Source organism: Microcoleus sp. PH2017_05_CCC_O_A, assembly GCF_020738785.1.
Lineage (GTDB): Bacteria > Cyanobacteriota > Cyanobacteriia > Cyanobacteriales > Microcoleaceae > Microcoleus.
Genome location: NZ_JAEQCB010000122.1, coordinates 1 through 16,252 on the forward strand (window position 1 = coordinate 1; position 16,252 = coordinate 16,252).

14 protein-coding genes and 1 pseudogene are annotated in these 16,252 nt (G+C 45.9%); 4 read left to right on the plus strand and 11 right to left on the minus strand.

Going from position 1 to position 16,252, the window contains the following annotated elements:
* From JGK20_RS24345 to JGK20_RS24380, 8 genes and pseudogenes are all read right to left on the minus strand, one after another.
* A partial coding sequence (locus tag JGK20_RS24345; RefSeq protein ID WP_293232437.1) for a hypothetical protein occupies positions 1 to 257 on the minus strand: 257 nt, incomplete at its 3' end.
* A 36-nt stretch (positions 258 to 293) separates the two neighbouring features.
* Positions 294 to 587 carry a hypothetical protein gene (locus JGK20_RS24350; protein WP_293223874.1) on the minus strand — a complete coding sequence of 98 codons (294 nt, stop codon included), beginning with the start codon at positions 585 to 587 and terminating at the stop codon, positions 294 to 296.
* Between the two features lie 10 nt (positions 588 to 597).
* Complete coding sequence (locus tag JGK20_RS24355; protein WP_293183425.1) at positions 598 to 933, minus strand: XisI protein; 336 nt, start codon at positions 931 to 933, stop codon at positions 598 to 600.
* A pseudogene (locus JGK20_RS24360) lies at positions 921 to 1,337 on the minus strand (element excision factor XisH family protein). The gene JGK20_RS24355 and the pseudogene JGK20_RS24360 overlap by 13 nt, the downstream one beginning before the upstream one ends.
* An 84-nt stretch (positions 1,338 to 1,421) precedes the next feature.
* The gene (locus tag JGK20_RS24365) at positions 1,422 to 4,781 is read right to left on the minus strand and encodes a leucine-rich repeat domain-containing protein (RefSeq protein WP_293232439.1); all 3,360 of its coding nucleotides are present in this window, start codon (positions 4,779 to 4,781) and stop codon (positions 1,422 to 1,424) included.
* Between the two features lie 530 nt (positions 4,782 to 5,311).
* A complete protein-coding gene (locus JGK20_RS24370) occupies positions 5,312 to 5,674 on the minus strand; it encodes a DUF5615 family PIN-like protein (protein WP_293232441.1) in 363 nt (120 codons plus the stop codon).
* A gap of 3 nt (positions 5,675 to 5,677) precedes the next feature.
* On the minus strand, positions 5,678 to 6,016 hold the full coding sequence (locus JGK20_RS24375) for a DUF433 domain-containing protein (protein ID WP_293232443.1): 339 nt from the start codon (positions 6,014 to 6,016) through the stop codon (positions 5,678 to 5,680).
* 104 nt (positions 6,017 to 6,120) lie between these two features.
* Positions 6,121 to 7,461 carry a leucine-rich repeat domain-containing protein gene (locus tag JGK20_RS24380; protein WP_293232445.1) on the minus strand — a complete coding sequence of 447 codons (1,341 nt, stop codon included), beginning with the start codon at positions 7,459 to 7,461 and terminating at the stop codon, positions 6,121 to 6,123.
* A gap of 403 nt (positions 7,462 to 7,864) precedes the next feature.
* Between JGK20_RS24380 and JGK20_RS24385 the strand changes: the two genes are divergently transcribed.
* Positions 7,865 to 8,752 carry an aspartoacylase gene (locus tag JGK20_RS24385; RefSeq protein WP_293216119.1) on the plus strand — a complete coding sequence of 296 codons (888 nt, stop codon included), beginning with the start codon at positions 7,865 to 7,867 and terminating at the stop codon, positions 8,750 to 8,752.
* 59 nt (positions 8,753 to 8,811) lie between these two features.
* Here JGK20_RS24385 and JGK20_RS24390 read toward each other — a convergent pair whose 3' ends face one another.
* Complete coding sequence (locus tag JGK20_RS24390; RefSeq protein ID WP_293204880.1) at positions 8,812 to 9,522, minus strand: phosphatase PAP2 family protein; 711 nt, start codon at positions 9,520 to 9,522, stop codon at positions 8,812 to 8,814.
* Between the two features lie 264 nt (positions 9,523 to 9,786).
* On the opposite strand from JGK20_RS24390, the gene JGK20_RS24395 reads away from it, so the two are divergent.
* Positions 9,787 to 10,917, plus strand: coding sequence for a M23 family metallopeptidase (locus JGK20_RS24395; protein WP_293232447.1), 1,131 nt, complete (start codon positions 9,787 to 9,789; stop codon positions 10,915 to 10,917).
* A gap of 158 nt (positions 10,918 to 11,075) precedes the next feature.
* Positions 11,076 to 11,657 carry a hypothetical protein gene (locus tag JGK20_RS24400; protein ID WP_325314830.1) on the plus strand — a complete coding sequence of 194 codons (582 nt, stop codon included), beginning with the start codon at positions 11,076 to 11,078 and terminating at the stop codon, positions 11,655 to 11,657.
* 183 nt (positions 11,658 to 11,840) lie between these two features.
* Here the strand turns inward: JGK20_RS24400 and JGK20_RS24405 are convergent, their stop codons facing one another.
* Complete coding sequence (locus JGK20_RS24405) at positions 11,841 to 12,074, minus strand: hypothetical protein (protein ID WP_293153381.1); 234 nt, start codon at positions 12,072 to 12,074, stop codon at positions 11,841 to 11,843.
* A gap of 180 nt (positions 12,075 to 12,254) precedes the next feature.
* On the opposite strand from JGK20_RS24405, the gene JGK20_RS24410 reads away from it, so the two are divergent.
* Positions 12,255 to 14,477, plus strand: a complete 2,223-nt coding sequence (locus JGK20_RS24410) for a flavin-dependent dehydrogenase (protein ID WP_293232449.1) — start codon at positions 12,255 to 12,257, stop codon at positions 14,475 to 14,477.
* 316 nt (positions 14,478 to 14,793) lie between these two features.
* On the opposite strand, the gene JGK20_RS24415 is transcribed toward JGK20_RS24410, so the two are convergent.
* Positions 14,794 to 16,131 carry a hypothetical protein gene (locus JGK20_RS24415; RefSeq protein WP_293196973.1) on the minus strand — a complete coding sequence of 446 codons (1,338 nt, stop codon included), beginning with the start codon at positions 16,129 to 16,131 and terminating at the stop codon, positions 14,794 to 14,796.
* Positions 16,132 to 16,252 lie beyond the last annotated feature (121 nt).

Below are 16,252 nucleotides of genomic sequence, written 5' to 3' on the forward strand. Positions count from 1 at the left end.
TGATTATCGTCATCGCCTTCTGTAACTCTACATTTCCTCCATAAATTCAAACAGAGAATTACAGCAAAAGGCACGAAAAATACAACTGCTGGAACTATCCAAAAAGCACCACCGCCAATCAGACTATCGCCATCTGGCGTGATACAGCTAGAATTAGCCGCCTCGATACAGTCCCGCCATTTCCAGTACCGCACATAAAACAGATAAAAGAAAAAAGAAGAGCAAAACAGACAGACACTCATTATAATATAAGACATCTGATTACAAAAACAAGAGTTAATTGAAGAACTTTTCTATTTCTTATTAAAAAAACGGCAGACAAATTCACCAGGATTGTTTTGTCCAAACGCCAAAACAGTGCCATCTTGCTTAACTGTACTGTGGCTGCGGCAATTGTAGACTTCCAGAGGCTGCTTGACTCCATCAACACTCAGAATTACCCTGTATTCCCAGTAGTTTTTCGCACTGCGCTTGATATCGACAATGCAAATCTCGCGCCCTTGATAGTTGCGACAGACAGAAGCCTCAGCCGGAAGCGCGGCGCCGAAAAAACAGATTAATAGCAACAAGTAGCAAGCATATTTCATGATTCGCGATCTATTCTACTGCATAACCAGTAAACTTTCGCATAAACGGCGGCTGAAATCCCCACACAATGTCCTCCTTGGGAACTCCGGCTATGACTAAATCTTCAGCAATATCATCTTCAGTCGCATTCCATTGCAGCCAAATTTTCCCGCCCTTGATATCAATGTGAATGCTACAGTGATGCACTCTAGTCTGTTTGTCCCAGCCCACATAGAAGATTTGGTAATGATCTCGTTCTGTATCAAGAATTGTCTCGACTTCAATGTCTCCGTGGGCAGGTTTGCGGTTGCCGTACTCCATTAACATTTGCTGTACAATTTGCCGATATTTGATTAGTTTTTCCATTTAACAATTACCTCAATTGCTGTATCATAAACTATCATTTTTAGCTGATTTTCCTCCACTCTTGCTTTCGGAAAATCTAGTTGAAAGAATTATTCGTAAGTTATTAATGGCACAGCCAAGTACAAAATGCGATCGGGTTCTTTTTCTTTCAGTGCAGCTCGGTAATTAATGAACTGCCCCAAAGCTCTGTGGAATTCGGAGATTGCCGACGATTTTGTCAAAAAGCTTTTAACTTCAACGGCAATTTTTTCGCCTTGCCTTTCTGCTGCAATCAGCCTTTCTGCTCCCAGATCGATCGACATATCTACACCGCCCACACTAATCGGAAACGGATCGTGGGTAATATGCCAGCCTTCTTTTTGCAAAGCTGTTTTGACAACTTCATGAAAAACATCTTGATGCACTCTGAATAAAGAAACCGGGTTTTCAGCGAATTTGTGGGTAGGAATGAAGTATTTCGTAAAAAGCCCGGTTTCTAGACCCCACATTTAGCGTGATGATGGTAGCTGGATTTCGATACCTACTTTCTCGCCTAAATCGATCGCACTACTAGCAAAATCAGTCATCCCTGCGATCGGAATTGCGATCGCAGTTGCCGCCCCAATCATCGCAGTCAAGCTCTTCTTTAACCTGGCTTTATTCCATTGGCTTTCCGGTTTTTTGATTTCAGCTTCGACATCTGATGAAATTAGTTTCAAAATTTCCGCCGTATTAGCGTTATTGATTTCAATGCCACCAGATGCTGTTTGTTGGGCGTTGTCTTTCATTTCGTTCGCGACAGCGACGCTGCCGATTTGTGCACCGGAGAAGTTATTATGTTGGGGAGTATTTTGAGTCATTTTTGCTTCGGCTTTATTAATAATAGGTCTACTAACTGCTAGTTTAGTGATTTCTACAAGGTCGTCATATTCTCTTCCGTATTTGTCATCGCCCCTTTGCCTTCTGCGCCGAAGTTCGATCGACTCATACCCATCCAACAACGGCCGCAAATCCAGTTTAAGTTTCAGTTTCCCCACACGCACCGTATTCTCGCCCATCTCCTCCAATCCTAGCAACTCCTCGTAATCCAGCGGATCGGCATCGGGATAACCCGGAACCGGCACCCATTGACTGATTTCCAGATTCGCAAAAGAATTGTGGATTTTGCTAAACGTATCCCGAATCATGCTCAAAAAAGAACGTCGCGTCGATTCCCGCCCGCTAACCGCGATCGAGATTTTCTCATCTTCCGGGTCAGACTTAATTCGGGCGATATTGTACACTTCAGCGCCTTCGGTGTACTCCAGCATTACCCCCGTGCGCCAGTGGGTGCAGTTGTGGATTTTCTCGTGCATGAGGACGATGAAACGCGACAGGATGCTGTCGGGGAGGATGCGGTAGTGATATTGAAATTCCAGGGTTTCGCCTTCGAGTTCGGTGTTTTCCGGTTGTTCTTTCGGCAAAATGCCGGGTATCAGGAAAGTCCGTGGGGTGCAATGGCTGAGGGGGAAGCAGAGTTGAAATTCGCCCATCAACTCGGTGAGGCAATTGTAACGGTGGCTGGGATATTTAGTTGAGTCGAGGATGCGGCTGAGATCGGCGTGGGTGAGAATGCCTTTGGTTTTGACTTTGAGTGCGTCGTCGCTGAGGAGAGCATAGATGCCTTCTGTCACCCAGTGGGGATTGAGGATGTTGGTGGATTGCAGGATGGGGTGTTCGCGGAAGTTGAGGACAATGCCCAGGTTGTGCAGCAGTCCGATGAGTTGGGTTTGATCGGTTTCTGCGAGGATGTTTTCTGTGGCGCAGATGGTGGCGTATTCGCTGATGCTGATGAAATCTTTGTCGAGGTTTTCCAGGCGCTGCTTGACTTGGAACCAGCTTAGCGGCAAAAGATCGTAGACTTCTTTGAGTTCGGAGATTTCGGTGTGGATGGCGCTGCGGAGTTCGTCGATGCCGGTGCCGCTTTGGCAGGAGGTTTCGATAATCGCTTTGATGTTGGGATATTTGTCGCGCAAGGCTTTGCGGTTGAGATCCAGGGGTTGTTCGTCGCACTTGTTGCCGACGAGGATGACGGGGGATGCGTCGCCGAAGCTTTCGATCAGTTTCAGCCAGTATTCGAGGCGGTTTTCGTCTTCGCTGGTGCGGCAGTTGGAGACGAGGAGGTAGAGGCTGCGTTTGGTGAGGAAAAATTGGTGGGTGGCGTGGTAGATTTCTTGTCCGCCGAAGTCCCAGACGTTGAGTTTGACTGGTTTGGTGTTGACGGTAATTTGCCAGTCTGTGATGTTGAGTCCGTCGGTTTGGGGCTGGTTGGGGTTGTATTGGTTGTGGGTGAGGCGGTTGATCAGGGAGGTTTTGCCGACGCTGCCTTGTCCGACGAGGAGGACTTTGGCTTCGTTGAGGGGGAGGACTTCGCCACTGCGGAGTTGGCGGAGGTAGTTGAAGATGGCGGCGGGAGTACCTGGTTTTTCTCTCCAGTTTGCCGGGCCTAGAACTTCTGGAGAAATGGGCAGGGGATTGTTGCGGAGGTCGAGTTTTTCAAGTTTTGGGAGTGTTTCTAAGCATTCGGGAATCTTTTCAATTTTATTGTTATCAAGTTCGAGTTCAGTGAGATTAGTTAATTGGGCGATCGCCTCTGGGATTACCGTAATCTGATTGTGACCGAGGTAAAGTTCTGTCAGATTTGACAGTTGGGCGATCGCATCTGGAATTTCGGTAATCTGATTCTCACTGAGGGAAAGTTCTGTCAGATTGGACAGTTGGCCGATGACTTCAGGGATGGATGTAATCTGATTCTCACTGAGGTAAAGTCTGGTCAGATTGGACAGTTGGCCAATGACTTTAGGGATGGATGTAATCTGATTTAAACCGAGAGAAAGTCGTATCAGATTTGACAGTTGAGCAAGCACTTCTGGGATTTCGGTAATCTGATTGCGATTGAGGAAAAGCTCTGTCAAATTCGACAGTTGGGTAATCGCTCCTGGGATTTCGGTAATCTGATTGCCATAGAGAACAAGCTTTGTCAGATTCGATAGTTGGCAAATCGCTTTTGGGATTTGGGCAATCTGATTGCTACTGAGGTCAAGCTTTGTCAGATTTGGCATTTGGACGAGTGCTTCACACAGCTTTTCTAACGCATCTGGGACTTGTGCTATCTTATTATTACGAAGGAGAAGTTTCGTCAGATTTGGCATTTGGATGAGTGCTTCGCAAAGCTTTGCTAACGCATCTGGGATTCGTGCGATCTGATTGTCACTAAAGTCAAGCTCTGTCAGATTGGGCAGTTGAATGAGTGATTTGCAAAGCTTTGCTAACGCATCTGGAATTTGTGCGATCTGATTGTTACGGAGGTTAAGAAATGTCAGATTTGACAGTTGTGCGATCGCCTCTGATATTTCCGTTATTTGATTGTCACCAACGTTAAGCCATATCAGATTGGACAGTTTACCGATCGCATCTGGGATTGCCGTTATTTGATTTTCACTAAGGTTAAGAAATGTCAGATTTGACAGTTTACCGATCGCATCTGGGATTGCCGTTATTTGATTTTCACTAAGGCTAAGATGTGTCAGATTTGACAGTATCTCGATCCCCTCTGGGATCGAGGTAATCTGATTCCTACTGAGGTTAAGTATTTTTAAGTTGGTTAGTTGAAGAACAACATCAGGAAACTCAGTTAACTTATTCCCAACAAATTGTCCTTTCTGCTCATCGTACTTCTTCAATACCAACTTCTCAAGCTGCGTGCACTTGCCAATCTCCGGGGGCAATTCCTCCAACCCCAACCCCGCCAAATCCAATTCTGTCTGGCCCTCATCAGCCGCTTTGTCGATTAACTGCAACAACTCTTCTCGCGTCATATCTTTTGTCACAGGATTTTTTGGTTGGTGGGGAATTGGCCACCCGCGCAAAATCTAAGAAACCGGGTTTTTTTGAGTTTCTACGCTGTCACCAACAATTTTCGCAAAAACCCGGTTTCTGGCCACCCGTGACAATCTAAGAAACCGGGTTTTTTTGAGTTTCTGCGCCTGTCACCAATAATTTTCGCAAAAACCCGGTTTCTGGCCACCCGTGACAATCTAAGAAACCGGGTTTTTTTGAGTTTCTGCGCTGTCACCAACAATTTTCGTAAAAACCCGGTTTCTGGCCACCCGCGACAATCTAAGAAACCGGGTTTTTATGGGTTTCTGGGCTGTCACCAACAATTCTCGCAAAAACCCGGTTTCTGGCCACCCGCGACAATCTAAGAAACCGGGTTTTTTCCCATATCTAGGGCTGTCACCAATAATTCTCGCAAAAACCCGGTTTCTGGCCCCCGCGACAATCTAAGAAACCGGGTTTTTTTGGGTTTCTGCGCTGTCACCAACAATTCTCGCAAAAACCCGGTTTCTGGCCACTCGGTTTATGTTAGCGGGAGATGGACGATCTGATCTTGGTATTCATCATCGAATGAACCATCAGCAATCAAAATTAATTCCTCAATATTTTGCCCAATACTTAAATCTGAGTTCAAAACGAAAATCCCTGGAATATGTCTGCCGACCGCCATATTATCTGCCAGATGAACGGGCATTGACTTGCGGTTGTTCGTCACTAAAATAAAACGATTATCCTCACACCAAATCAAAATATCCGGATCGAGGGTACTTTTCGGAGGCGTACCAATGTCGCCCACTGCCCAAACTACTAGATCGGGGCGTTTCCGGCGAAGTTGTGTCGCATAAATTGGCGTAACATTCTCATCCATCAAATATTTAAGCGCCATTTCTCAAGCACCCTGGATCGCAGTTTGCCTTTCCCGTTCTGCCTTCAATTTTCGCAATCTTTCCGCAGCCGGATGAGGATTTGCTGCTTGTATTTTTCGCTGCTGATGCGACCATTCCAACCAATCTTGTATATATTGACTTACTGATTCCTTGTTCAGCAAATAATACAAAATAGTTGTGTAAACTTCTGCTAAAGTTAGAGATGGATAGAGTTGCTGAATTTCTTCGGCGGTGCGTTCCCGATACAAATACTCATATAGCACTGTCTCAATCCCGATGCGATGTCCTTTAATGCGAATATCATCCGCTGCTAAGAAATGAAAATACTCATTCAGTTCCATATTTAAACTTCCTCTTTTAGCTATCTACTATTTTACTATTCGGTTTGATGGGAAACTATAATGCGATCGATTTCTGCGCGGTGGCGATCGCCCCAACAAGCATATCAAATTTCCCCTGGAATTGGATTACCCCGCAAATCGAGTTTTTCCAGATTCTCCATGCAGTCGATCGCCCTTGGGATGGCTGTAATCTGATTATCATTCAGGTGAAGCTGTCTCAGATTCAACATTTGCGCGAGACTCTCAGGAATTTCTGCAATCTGATTGCTGCTGAGGTAAAGGTGTGTCAGATTCGAGAGTTGGGCCAGATCCTCTGGGATTGCTGTAATCTGATTGTATCGGAGGTTAAGTTCTGTCAGATTTGAGAGTTGGGCGATCGCCTGTGGTATTGCTGTAATCTGATTATCATTGAGCTTGAGCCCTGTCAGATGCGACAATTGGCATATCGCCTCTGGGATTTGGATAATCTGATTGCTCATCAGATAAAGCAGTGTCAGATTGGATAGTTGGGCGATCGCCTCTGGAATTGCTGTAATCTGATTTTTATCGAGATCGAGTCGTGTCAAATTCGACAGTTGACATATCGCTTCTGGGATTGCTGCAATCTGATTGCCGAGAAGGTCAAGCCGTGTTAAATTCGATAGCTGTCCTAGCGTATCTGGGATTGCTGCAATCTGATTTGTCATCAGGTAAAGCTGTGTCAAATTCGACAGTTTCCCGAGTTCCTCTGGGATGACTGCAATCTGATTGTTGCTGAGATTAAGCTGTGTTAAATTAGATAGTTGACTGAGAGTTTTCGGGATAGCTGCAATCTGATTTTTGCTAAAATTGAGCTGTGTTAAATTAAACAGTTGACCGAGAGTTTCTGGGATTGCTGTAATCTGATTTTTACTCAGGTTAAGTTCTGTCAGATTCGATAATTTACCGAGATCCTCTGGGATTGCTGTAATCTGATTGTTCGTGAGGTAAAGCCTTGTCAGATTGGATAGTTGGGCGAGAGAGTCTGGAATGGCTGCAATCCGATTATTATACAGGTCTAGGTCTGTCAGATTCGCTAGCTGGGCGATCGCATCTGGGATTTCGGTAATCTGATTGTAACTGAGATCGAGCAGTTTCAGGTTTGACAGTTTTCCGAGTGCCTCTGGGATGAAACTAATCCAATTATTATAGAGGTCAAGGTCTGTCAGATTGGATAGTTGGGCGATCGCATCTGGGATTTCTGCAATCTGATTGTAACTTAAGTCAAGCACTGACAGATGCGAGAGTTTGCAGATAGTTTCTGGGATTTCTGTTAAACCAATACCGCTCAAATCTAAACTTTCAAGTTGCGTACAGTTGGCAATCTCCGGTGGCAATTCCTGCAACTCCAATCCCGACAAATCAAGTTTTGTAAATTTTTCATCAGTAGCTAGATTAATTCGTCGCAGTGCTTCCTCGCGTGTCATATCCTTAGTCTCCGCGTGTGTTTCCCCGGCATCTTGCTTCTATTCTGGCAGAAATTTGGAAGATCCGGAACAATTGGCGATTGGAGGCGAGAAACCGCATCAAGGCGAGAAACTGGGTTTCTATGAATCCTTTGGTTGGGTGACGAGAAATAAGCGAGAGAAACCCGGTTTCTGAGATTTTTGCAAGGGGTGAGAAACCGGGTTTCTACGAGTTTTTGGTTGGGTGACAAGAAATATCGAGAGAAACCCGGTTTCTGAGATTTTCGCATGGGGCGAGAAACCGGGTTTCTATGAATCCTTTGGTTGGGTGATGAGAAATAAGCGAGAGAAACCCGGTTTCTGAGGTCTGCGTTACCAAGAGATGACAAATGGTGGTAGGCTTGGCATAGAAACTTGTTTGTTTATGAATCAAATTAAACGTGTTGCCATAGTGGGAGGAACCCACGGAAACGAACTCACAGGAGTTTACCTTGTGAAGAAGTTCGATCGCGCGCCAGAGTTAATTGGGCGATCGACTTTTGAAACAATCGCCCTGCTAGCCAACCCCAAAGCCTGCGAAATTGGCAGACGCTACATCGACATCGACCTCAACCGCTGCTTTCGCCAGCAAGATTTAGAAAATCCCCACCTCTCCAGCTACGAAGCCCAGCGGGCAAAAGAGATATATCACATTTTTAGCTCAAAAAACACCGAGCAACAAAGCTTAATCATCGATTTGCACAGCACCACATCGAACATGGGGCTAACATTTATTCTCGCCAGCCAGCATCCCTTTAACCTGCAACTAGCAGCTTATTTAACCTCTATCTATCCTCACCTCAAGTTACTGGCTTCGCCAAGCAATCATCAAGATAGTCCTTTGTTGCGATCGATTTCTGAGTTAGGCGGTACGCTGGAAGTTGGCGCAGTCGCGCAAGGTGTTTTAGATGCGTCTTGGTTTCAGCAAACCGAGCAAGTTATCGGGACAATATTAGATTGCACAGAAGCCTACAATCTAGGCACAATGCCCGTTGTCAATAATTCCCTGACTATTTATCAAAGCATTCGGGCGATCGACTATCCGAGAAACAACTCTGGAGAAATTCAGGCAATGATTCATCCTCAGCTACAATCGAAAGATTATGAAGCATTGAATCCGGGCGATCCAATGTTTTTGACCTTTGAGGGCGAGTCTGTTTTGTATGAAGGTAAATCGACCGTATATCCAATTTTTATTAACGAGGCGGCTTACTACGAAAAAGGAATTGCCATGTGTTTTACCCAAAAGGAAATTGTTCTTCATGGTTCGTAGTGAGGACTTTAGTCCTTCTTATTGCGGACTGAAGTCCTCACTACGAACCTTGTTTCTGGTTATTTCTCGGTTAGATTTTGGGATTCAGGTGACAAAAACTTTTCTTCAGGAATAGGACGAGAATCATGAAACTGCTTCCATACTTCCAAACTAAAAATGCAAGCAAGCAGCCATACAAAACCCGCAATATAACCAGCAATAACATCCGTAGGCCAGTGAACTCCGAGATAAAGCCGACTCAAACCAATGCCAGCAATTAATACAACTGTCAAGCCGTAAATCAACCAGCGCTGTCTGGGAAAGCGCGCAGCCAAAAAATATCCTAGCAAACCGTAAACAACCATTGAAATCATTGCGTGTCCGCTAGGAAAACTGTAAAATTTTACCTCAACCGCGCGCTCCCAAAGTTGAGGTCGATCGCGCGCAAAGAGTTGTTTTAAAAGCATATTTAAACCAACAGCCCCAGCGCCGGTAATTGCGATCGTTATGGCTTCCGATCGATGTTGGCGCACCCACAACATAATACCCAAACTCACGCTCAGCATGAGCAGCAAATTTGGTTCCCCAAAAAATGTCAAGGCGAGCATGATGCGATCGCGCACCGGATCGTGCAGGCTCCTGAGATATAGTAAAATTGATTTATCAAAAGCGTCTGTTTCCGAGTCCAAAACCTCATGGGCAATGGTGGCAAATGCCCACATCGCCAAACCAGCAACAGCTAGGCCACCAAGCCGAATTATCGAAATCAGCGATCGAATTTTAGAGAGCATTTTTTAAGTAATTAACAATTAACAACCAAAAACCGGGAAAATCAGTAAATTCACCTAATCAAGCGTCAAATTCCGATCGCTAAAAGGCTTGCTGTGTATCTCTTCTTCCTTCTTCTTCCTTCTTCTTCCTTCTTCTTCCTTCTTCTTCCTTCTTCCTTCTTCCTTCTTCCTTCTTCCTTCTTCCTTCTTCCTTCTTCTTACAACAAATCTAGGAAACGAAAACGCCCGATCGATCGTCTAGATTCCTGAGCAAGTATATTTTGAATGATTAATAGATTTTTCACTACCCACCTCAGCTTTACATCCCACTGGCGAATGATTTTACTATCAAAAAAACAGATTTCTACAATTTTGTTGACCGTGGGGTTGACAACTATTTCTAGCTGTGGTAATAACACGGGAGTTAATGCGCCGATCGCCCAAGCCAACTCGATCGCCCAACGCCTCGTCTCCTCAGCAGTCGCCCAACAGCCCAACAGCCCGAAATTCGGTCAGCCGATCGCCTGTACCCTAGGAAAAGACTGTTTTGTCATGCACTATTTCGATCGCGATCCAAGCCCTGGCGCCGTTGAATTCGGCTGCGGGCGCCAAACCTACGACGGGCACGACGGCATAGATTTTGCCATTCCCGACGCCAAAGCAATGGCTAAAGGAGTCCCCGTTGTCGCCTCCGCTGCGGGCAAAGTTTTGCGAGTGCGAGATGGTGTAGTCGATCGGCGTTTGCAAAACCAGACAGACAAAACCAACGTCGCAGGTACAGAATGCGGCAACGGTATGGTAATCGATCACGGCAACGGCTGGGAAGCCCAATATTGCCACCTCCGCCAAAACAGCCTTGTTGTCAAACCGGGAATGCAGGTACAAAAAGGCACTGTTTTGGGCATGGTGGGCAACTCTGGCTTAGCCTCTTTCCCCCACGTACACGTCACTTTTCGGTACCAAGGTAAGCCAGTAGATCCGTTTGTCGGGCCAGACGCGAAGTTAGGCTGCAACATTGCCCGCAATCCAATTTGGGACAAGCCGATCGACTATGTTTCTACCGGTTTAATTCGCGCCGGTTTTGCCCCCAAGCCGCCGGATGAGAATACTGTCTGGGCGGGACAATTTTCGGAAACTCAACTACCTGTCAACAGTCCGGTTTTATTGTTTTGGGTGCAGAGTTACGGAGTCCTCAAGGGCGATCGCGAACAATACAAAATATTTGCACCCGATGGCAAAACTATCGTCAACGACAGCAAGGAAATTCCAGCCCCCAGCCGCACTTGGTTGCGTTATGTCGGCAAAAGAAACAGCACAAATTCTCCCCTGACTCCCGGAGTGTGGCGCGCAGAATATCGGTTGACGCGGGGCGATCGGGTTTTAGCAGAAGTTAAGCGAGAAGTTGAATTGCGTTAGTGGCTAAGCCTTATAAACTTTAATATCCCTTTATTTCTTAGTCCGCGGAGGCGGACATCGTTTGTGTAGATGCGGTTTCAACCGCCGACTTTTATTTAGATTTAGTTCCCGATCGCACTTTTAAAAGAATGTCATACAGTCAATTCATCAACCTAGAAATGATTGAAACCAACTTTGGCATCACCATTGCTGACAAAGTTGGTATTTTTGCCAATTTACCCAAATCCGAGTATAGCGACCTTCTCAGTCAAACCCTGCAAGAAAATATCTCTTTAGCTTTAGCAATTAATACCGAAAAAGCTCGCTCAGAATTAATTGTTACACCTATTTTAGTAGAACTGAGAAAGCAGTTTAAGTATCAAATTAGCTTGTTTTCAGGAAAAGAGTTTAATGTAGATTTAGAAAAAGGATTGACTGGTTTTTGTGATTTTCTAATTAGTCGTTCTCCAGAACAACTTTTAATTAAAGCCCCGGTTGTCGCCTTAGTAGAAGCTAAAAATGATGATATCCAAGCTGGATTGCCACAATGTATGGCAGAAATGATTGCAGCTCAAATTTTTAATGAAAGACGAAACAATAATATTTCCGAAATATATGGAGTGGTCACAACCGGAACAAACTGGAAATTTTTACGACTTAGCAATCAAATTATGGAAGTGGATTTAAATGATTATTTTATTGATAATATCAGTCAAATTATTGGCATATTAAAATACTTAATAAACGCAGCTAACCTGTGAAACTCAAACTATCTTGAAAGTCATCTGCGTTTATCTGCGTTTATCTGCGGTTTCCCCAATCAAAGATTTATGCCATAAGTCTATAATTTTTGCACGATCGCCAATTCTACCGGACAATGTAGCTGTCATCAGCTTATTGTCCCCGGCTCGATAGCACTGGCGAATGCTTCTGATTTTGACAATTTAGGGCAAATTTTCCCAAGCTTGAGCCACAATCTCACTCAGCCAGCGCCTTTGAGTCAAATCGAGCAGATTGTCGTCCGCCAGTACCTCAGCCTTTAACTCATCCAAAGACTGCGATCGCGATCGGGCAATCTGAACCACACCCACGATCGCAGATGCCACCAATTCTTCATTCAGCGGCTGCTGTCGCAAAGCAATCATTTCTTGAGGATTCGTAGGAATGGGATAATTCATGAAATTGCATACCGAAGAAAGTAGATATTCAGCCACTGCGGGGTTTCCAGCCAATTAGCTAAAAATCTGAGAACAATGTAAACTTATTTAAAACTAAATAAGTATTTGGGAGTATAGCCTACTTTGCTCCCTTGTCAACTCCCCCATCTTTATGAATTTATTGAGAATTGAGACATTAAAATGCAAGAAATTCTTTATTTAGAAGTCCCGACACCCGATACAGCAGCCGTCTGCACTTGGTTGCAACAGGAATTCGATCCCGGAATCGGAGAAAAAATTATTACTCCTGACGGTTTTCGCCTGCTTTCCAACGTAACAGCAGCCGAATTGGTCAAATCTGGATCTCAAAATGCTAATCTAAAACCGACATTCGCCTATAGCAATTCCGAAAACCGCAATTCGCGATCGACAGAACTTTCCACCTTTGTCTGGTCAGTCCAGCGCACAACTTATTTAAAAGTCTTTCGTATCGAAGACGCACCCGCTGGAGAAAGAAAGTTCCTGGAAACTCTGAATCTGGCTGTAAGAAACAAGTTTCCAGAGCTATACCCGGAACCCCCCGTCATAGACCTCTCCAAACAGTCAATTTTTGAAGCTCTTGCCCCCTATTACCCCCTTACCGTCAAATACTTCAAAAAAATGCCCAAAGGCGAATACGACCTCCAGCGCGTCTACTGGTGGGAGCAGCGCTGGCGTGAAGGTACTCGCAATCCTCAAGCGCCAAAGCAAGTAGTGTTTTTGAAGAAGGAAGAAGTCCGAGGGAAGTCGGAAGAAGGAAGAGGGAAGAGGGAAGAAGGCACAGTTTCGGTGTCGGATGTTGGGGATAGTTTTAAGGAAGAAGGAAGAGGGGAGAAGAAAGAAGGCACAGTTTCGGTGTCGGATGTTGGGGATACTGTTTACGACTTGATTTATATTGGCGGGGCGTTGGGGGTAATTCACGCCGCAGTCATGGCGAGATTGGGCTACCGAGTGCTGCTGCTGGAAAGAATGCCTTTCGGGCGGATGAATCGCGAGTGGAATATTTCGCGGGATGAAATTCAAAGCTTAATTGATTTGGGTTTGTTTACGGCTGCGGAAATCGAAACTTTGATTGCGCGAGAATATAAAGATGGCTATAACAAGTTTTTTGATGCTAACAATCCAACCGTTGCTCAAGCCCCAATCCTGCACACGCCGAAGGTGCTGAATATAGCTTTAGATGGCGAAAAATTGCTGTATTTGGCGGGAGTTAAGCTAACAGAAGCTGGCGGGGAAATTTGGGACGAAACTGAATTTGTTAGAGCCGATGTTGAAGCAAAAAAAGTAGTGGTTCAAGCCAGCCACTTGCCGACAAAAGCCGATCGCACAACCTCCGCCCGACTGCTCGTGGATGCCATGGGTTCAGCTTCTCCCATCGCTTGGCAATTGAACGGAGGACGGGCGTTTGACAGCGTTTGCCCCACCGTCGGAGCTGCCATTGACGGAGGATTTGAGCCTGGAGTTTGGGATTCTGACTACGGGGATGTTCTCTACAGTCACGGCGACATCTCCCGGGGGCGCCAGCTCATTTGGGAACTGTTTCCCGCTGCTGGTGGAGAACTGACAGTTTATCTATTTCACTACCACCAAGTACATCCCGAAAATCCCGGTTCTTTGCTAGAACTGTACGAGGACTTTTTCGCTATTCTGCCGGAGTACCGTCGCTGCGATATCGACAAATTGGTGTGGAAAAAGCCGACTTTTGGTTATATTCCGGGGCATTTTAGCAGCAACAGCAGCGATCGCGCCGTGGCAGTCGATCGCCTAATTGCGATCGGCGATGCAGCATCTTTGCAATCTCCCTTAGTATTCACCGGTTTCGGCTCCCTCGTCCGCAATCTTTTCCGCTTAACTGACCTTTTGGATACAGCATTAAAACACGATTTATTAAGTGCCAATCACTTAAACCAAATTCGCGCCTACCAGAGCAACGTGTCAGTAACTTGGCTGTTTTCTAAAGGGATGATGGTTCCCACCGGCCGCAGTTTGCCGCCCCAGAGAATTAATTCAATTCTCAATACCTTCTTCGGCATTTTGGCAGGACAAGAACTCACCGTAGCCGAAACTTTTATCAAAGATAGAGTCGATTGGCTAACTTTCAATCGATTGGCGATTGAAGCAGCCGGAAAAAATCCTTCTCTGCTGCTGTGGATTTTAGATTTTGTCACCTTGGGGGATGTTTGGCGCTGGTTGGGGAGTTACTTGACTTTTACTCTGTTGGCTTTAGCTAGTTGGCTGTTCGGATGGCTACCCAGTTTCGCCCGCAAGGTACAGCCTTGGTTGGAACCCAGATATCCGGGTGTTTGGCTGTGGCTGTTGGCTACCAGCTATGCTCTCACCTACGGCATGGGAAAGGGGAAAAAAGAGTTTTCAGTTGATAGCTGAGTGCGAGCGTTTCGCTGACGTTGAACACGCGAGGATCTCGCTGACGTTGAACACGCGAGCGAGACGCTCGCACTGCACTCGGAATAATATTTTTCCGGTCAAAACCCAAACGACGATCTGTCTTTTTGGTAATTGGTAAATTTGAGCAATTACCAATTACCAATTACCAATTACCATAAAGAATTGGTTTAAAGCCGGAACCCTGATCGGGAGAAATTAAAAGAAGACGATTGATTACTCCAATCCTCTTCCTTCTTTTGTCAACTATCAACTGTCAACTGTCAACTGTCAACTGTCAACTGTCAACTTGCGTTTGCTATCGAAAACTCGGCAATTCAATTTCAGCCAGCGATCGACGTTTTTTAGAAGCCCGCAACGGATTGGAAATCAAGGTCAGCCACTCGGGTTGTCCGGCTGCTGTAGGTTTGACCGCACTCGATCGCACTTCCTGAAGGCCAAAGGTTTCCACTGAATTCAAAATTTGAACCGCCTTAGCCAATTCTTGGCTGCCTAAGGTGGGCGCAGCAGTTTCTGGTTCAGGTTCAGGCTCAGCCGCCGGCAGTTGAGGTTCCGCAACCCCAAGGGGCGAGTCAGTTGCTGGCTCAAACGGCTGGTAGGTTTCCGTCTCCTGCAATTGAATGCCGGATGCTTGGGCTAATTTGTTAAGTTCCATATTTGCGATCGATTCAGGGTCGATCGCATATTCAGCAAGCGCTGCCTCTAGATGCTCTTCGGGATCTGACCAAGCTTGGACAGGGGCAGCGTTGAAGGCTGGTGGCAGGGGACTCTGAGAGCTTCTGACTGCCGCTAGCAAGGATTCTAATTGCTTGTGGGCGCTATCTTCCGCCTCGTCAGGTGGCTCAATAATTGGAGATTTCTGTGGCCTTTCCAGACTTTTTTCCAAAGCAGCTTTAAATTGCAGAGTGTGGCGCTGCTGGCGGTGCAAGCGCGATCGCAATTCCCTGCAAACATTTTCGGTAGCTACTAGCTGGTGAAACTGTTCGTTGTAGCGCTGCACAGTAGACGCACATTCTCGCTCCACAATCGCTAACCTGGTTTGGCTGGTTGTCAACTGACTGCTTAAACTTTCCACTAAAATTTCTTGACCTTGCAGAGTTTGATGGGAAACTTCCACTTTCCCAAACAGTCGCGTCAATTGTTCTTGAATGCTTTCTAGTTCAGCAGTCCGCTGTTCTAGTAACGTTTCGCGATTCTCCAATTTGTTGTGGGACTCTTCGAGGGCTGTTTCTAGCTGAGCGATTCGCTGCAAAAGGTCGCGGTTGCATTCGTGCAGCGCTTGCATGAGGGTAACTGGTGTCGATCCTTTGTTCTTAGCCTGTTCGGCATTCCCAAGCAGATTTTTGAGATTGTCTGAAATCACGGGCGATCCCACCTCTGGCGGCTGTGTCTGAGATGGCAAATTGTTCGGGGAGGGTGTTGTGGGAATTGCATCTACGCTGATCGCGTTGGGAAAATCTAGTGTTTGCCAGTCTTCTTCTGGCTGTTGGGGCACCGTTGCGGGAGTATCTGTCGGACGGGGGGCGATCGGCTCAAAACCCCCAGCAGCAGCAAAATTTGACTGCAATCCTTCGTTCTCGGATCGAACAGCAGGGTGGGGTTGGTGCTGACTGGCTCGAAGATCAGCTTCTGACATGGCTTTTTATCCCAATAGTCACAGGGTCTCAGATACAGTCTATCCTTATAGATTATCTAAAAGAAAGCCCCTAGTTATTGGTTATTGGTTATTGGTTATTGGTTATTGGTTATTGGGCAAG

Bases quoted from the DNA above. Each gene is read 5' to 3' on its own strand.
- JGK20_RS24350 (WP_293223874.1), bottom strand. From the start codon at position 587: ATGAAATATGCTTGCTACTTGTTGCTATTAATCTGTTTTTTCGGCGCC.
- JGK20_RS24355 (WP_293183425.1), bottom strand. From the start codon at position 933: ATGGAAAAACTAATCAAATATCGGCAAATTGTACAGCAAATGTTAATG.
- JGK20_RS24370 (WP_293232441.1), bottom strand. From the start codon at position 5,674: ATGGCGCTTAAATATTTGATGGATGAGAATGTTACGCCAATTTATGCG.
- JGK20_RS24375 (WP_293232443.1), bottom strand. From the start codon at position 6,016: ATGGAACTGAATGAGTATTTTCATTTCTTAGCAGCGGATGATATTCGC.
- JGK20_RS24380 (WP_293232445.1), bottom strand. From the start codon at position 7,461: ATGACACGCGAGGAAGCACTGCGACGAATTAATCTAGCTACTGATGAA.
- JGK20_RS24385 (WP_293216119.1), top strand. From the start codon at position 7,865: ATGAATCAAATTAAACGTGTTGCCATAGTGGGAGGAACCCACGGAAAC.
- JGK20_RS24390 (WP_293204880.1), bottom strand. From the start codon at position 9,522: ATGCTCTCTAAAATTCGATCGCTGATTTCGATAATTCGGCTTGGTGGC.
- JGK20_RS24395 (WP_293232447.1), top strand. From the start codon at position 9,787: ATGATTAATAGATTTTTCACTACCCACCTCAGCTTTACATCCCACTGG.
- JGK20_RS24400 (WP_325314830.1), top strand. From the start codon at position 11,076: ATGATTGAAACCAACTTTGGCATCACCATTGCTGACAAAGTTGGTATT.
- JGK20_RS24405 (WP_293153381.1), bottom strand. From the start codon at position 12,074: ATGAATTATCCCATTCCTACGAATCCTCAAGAAATGATTGCTTTGCGA.
- JGK20_RS24410 (WP_293232449.1), top strand. From the start codon at position 12,255: ATGCAAGAAATTCTTTATTTAGAAGTCCCGACACCCGATACAGCAGCC.
- JGK20_RS24415 (WP_293196973.1), bottom strand. From the start codon at position 16,131: ATGTCAGAAGCTGATCTTCGAGCCAGTCAGCACCAACCCCACCCTGCT.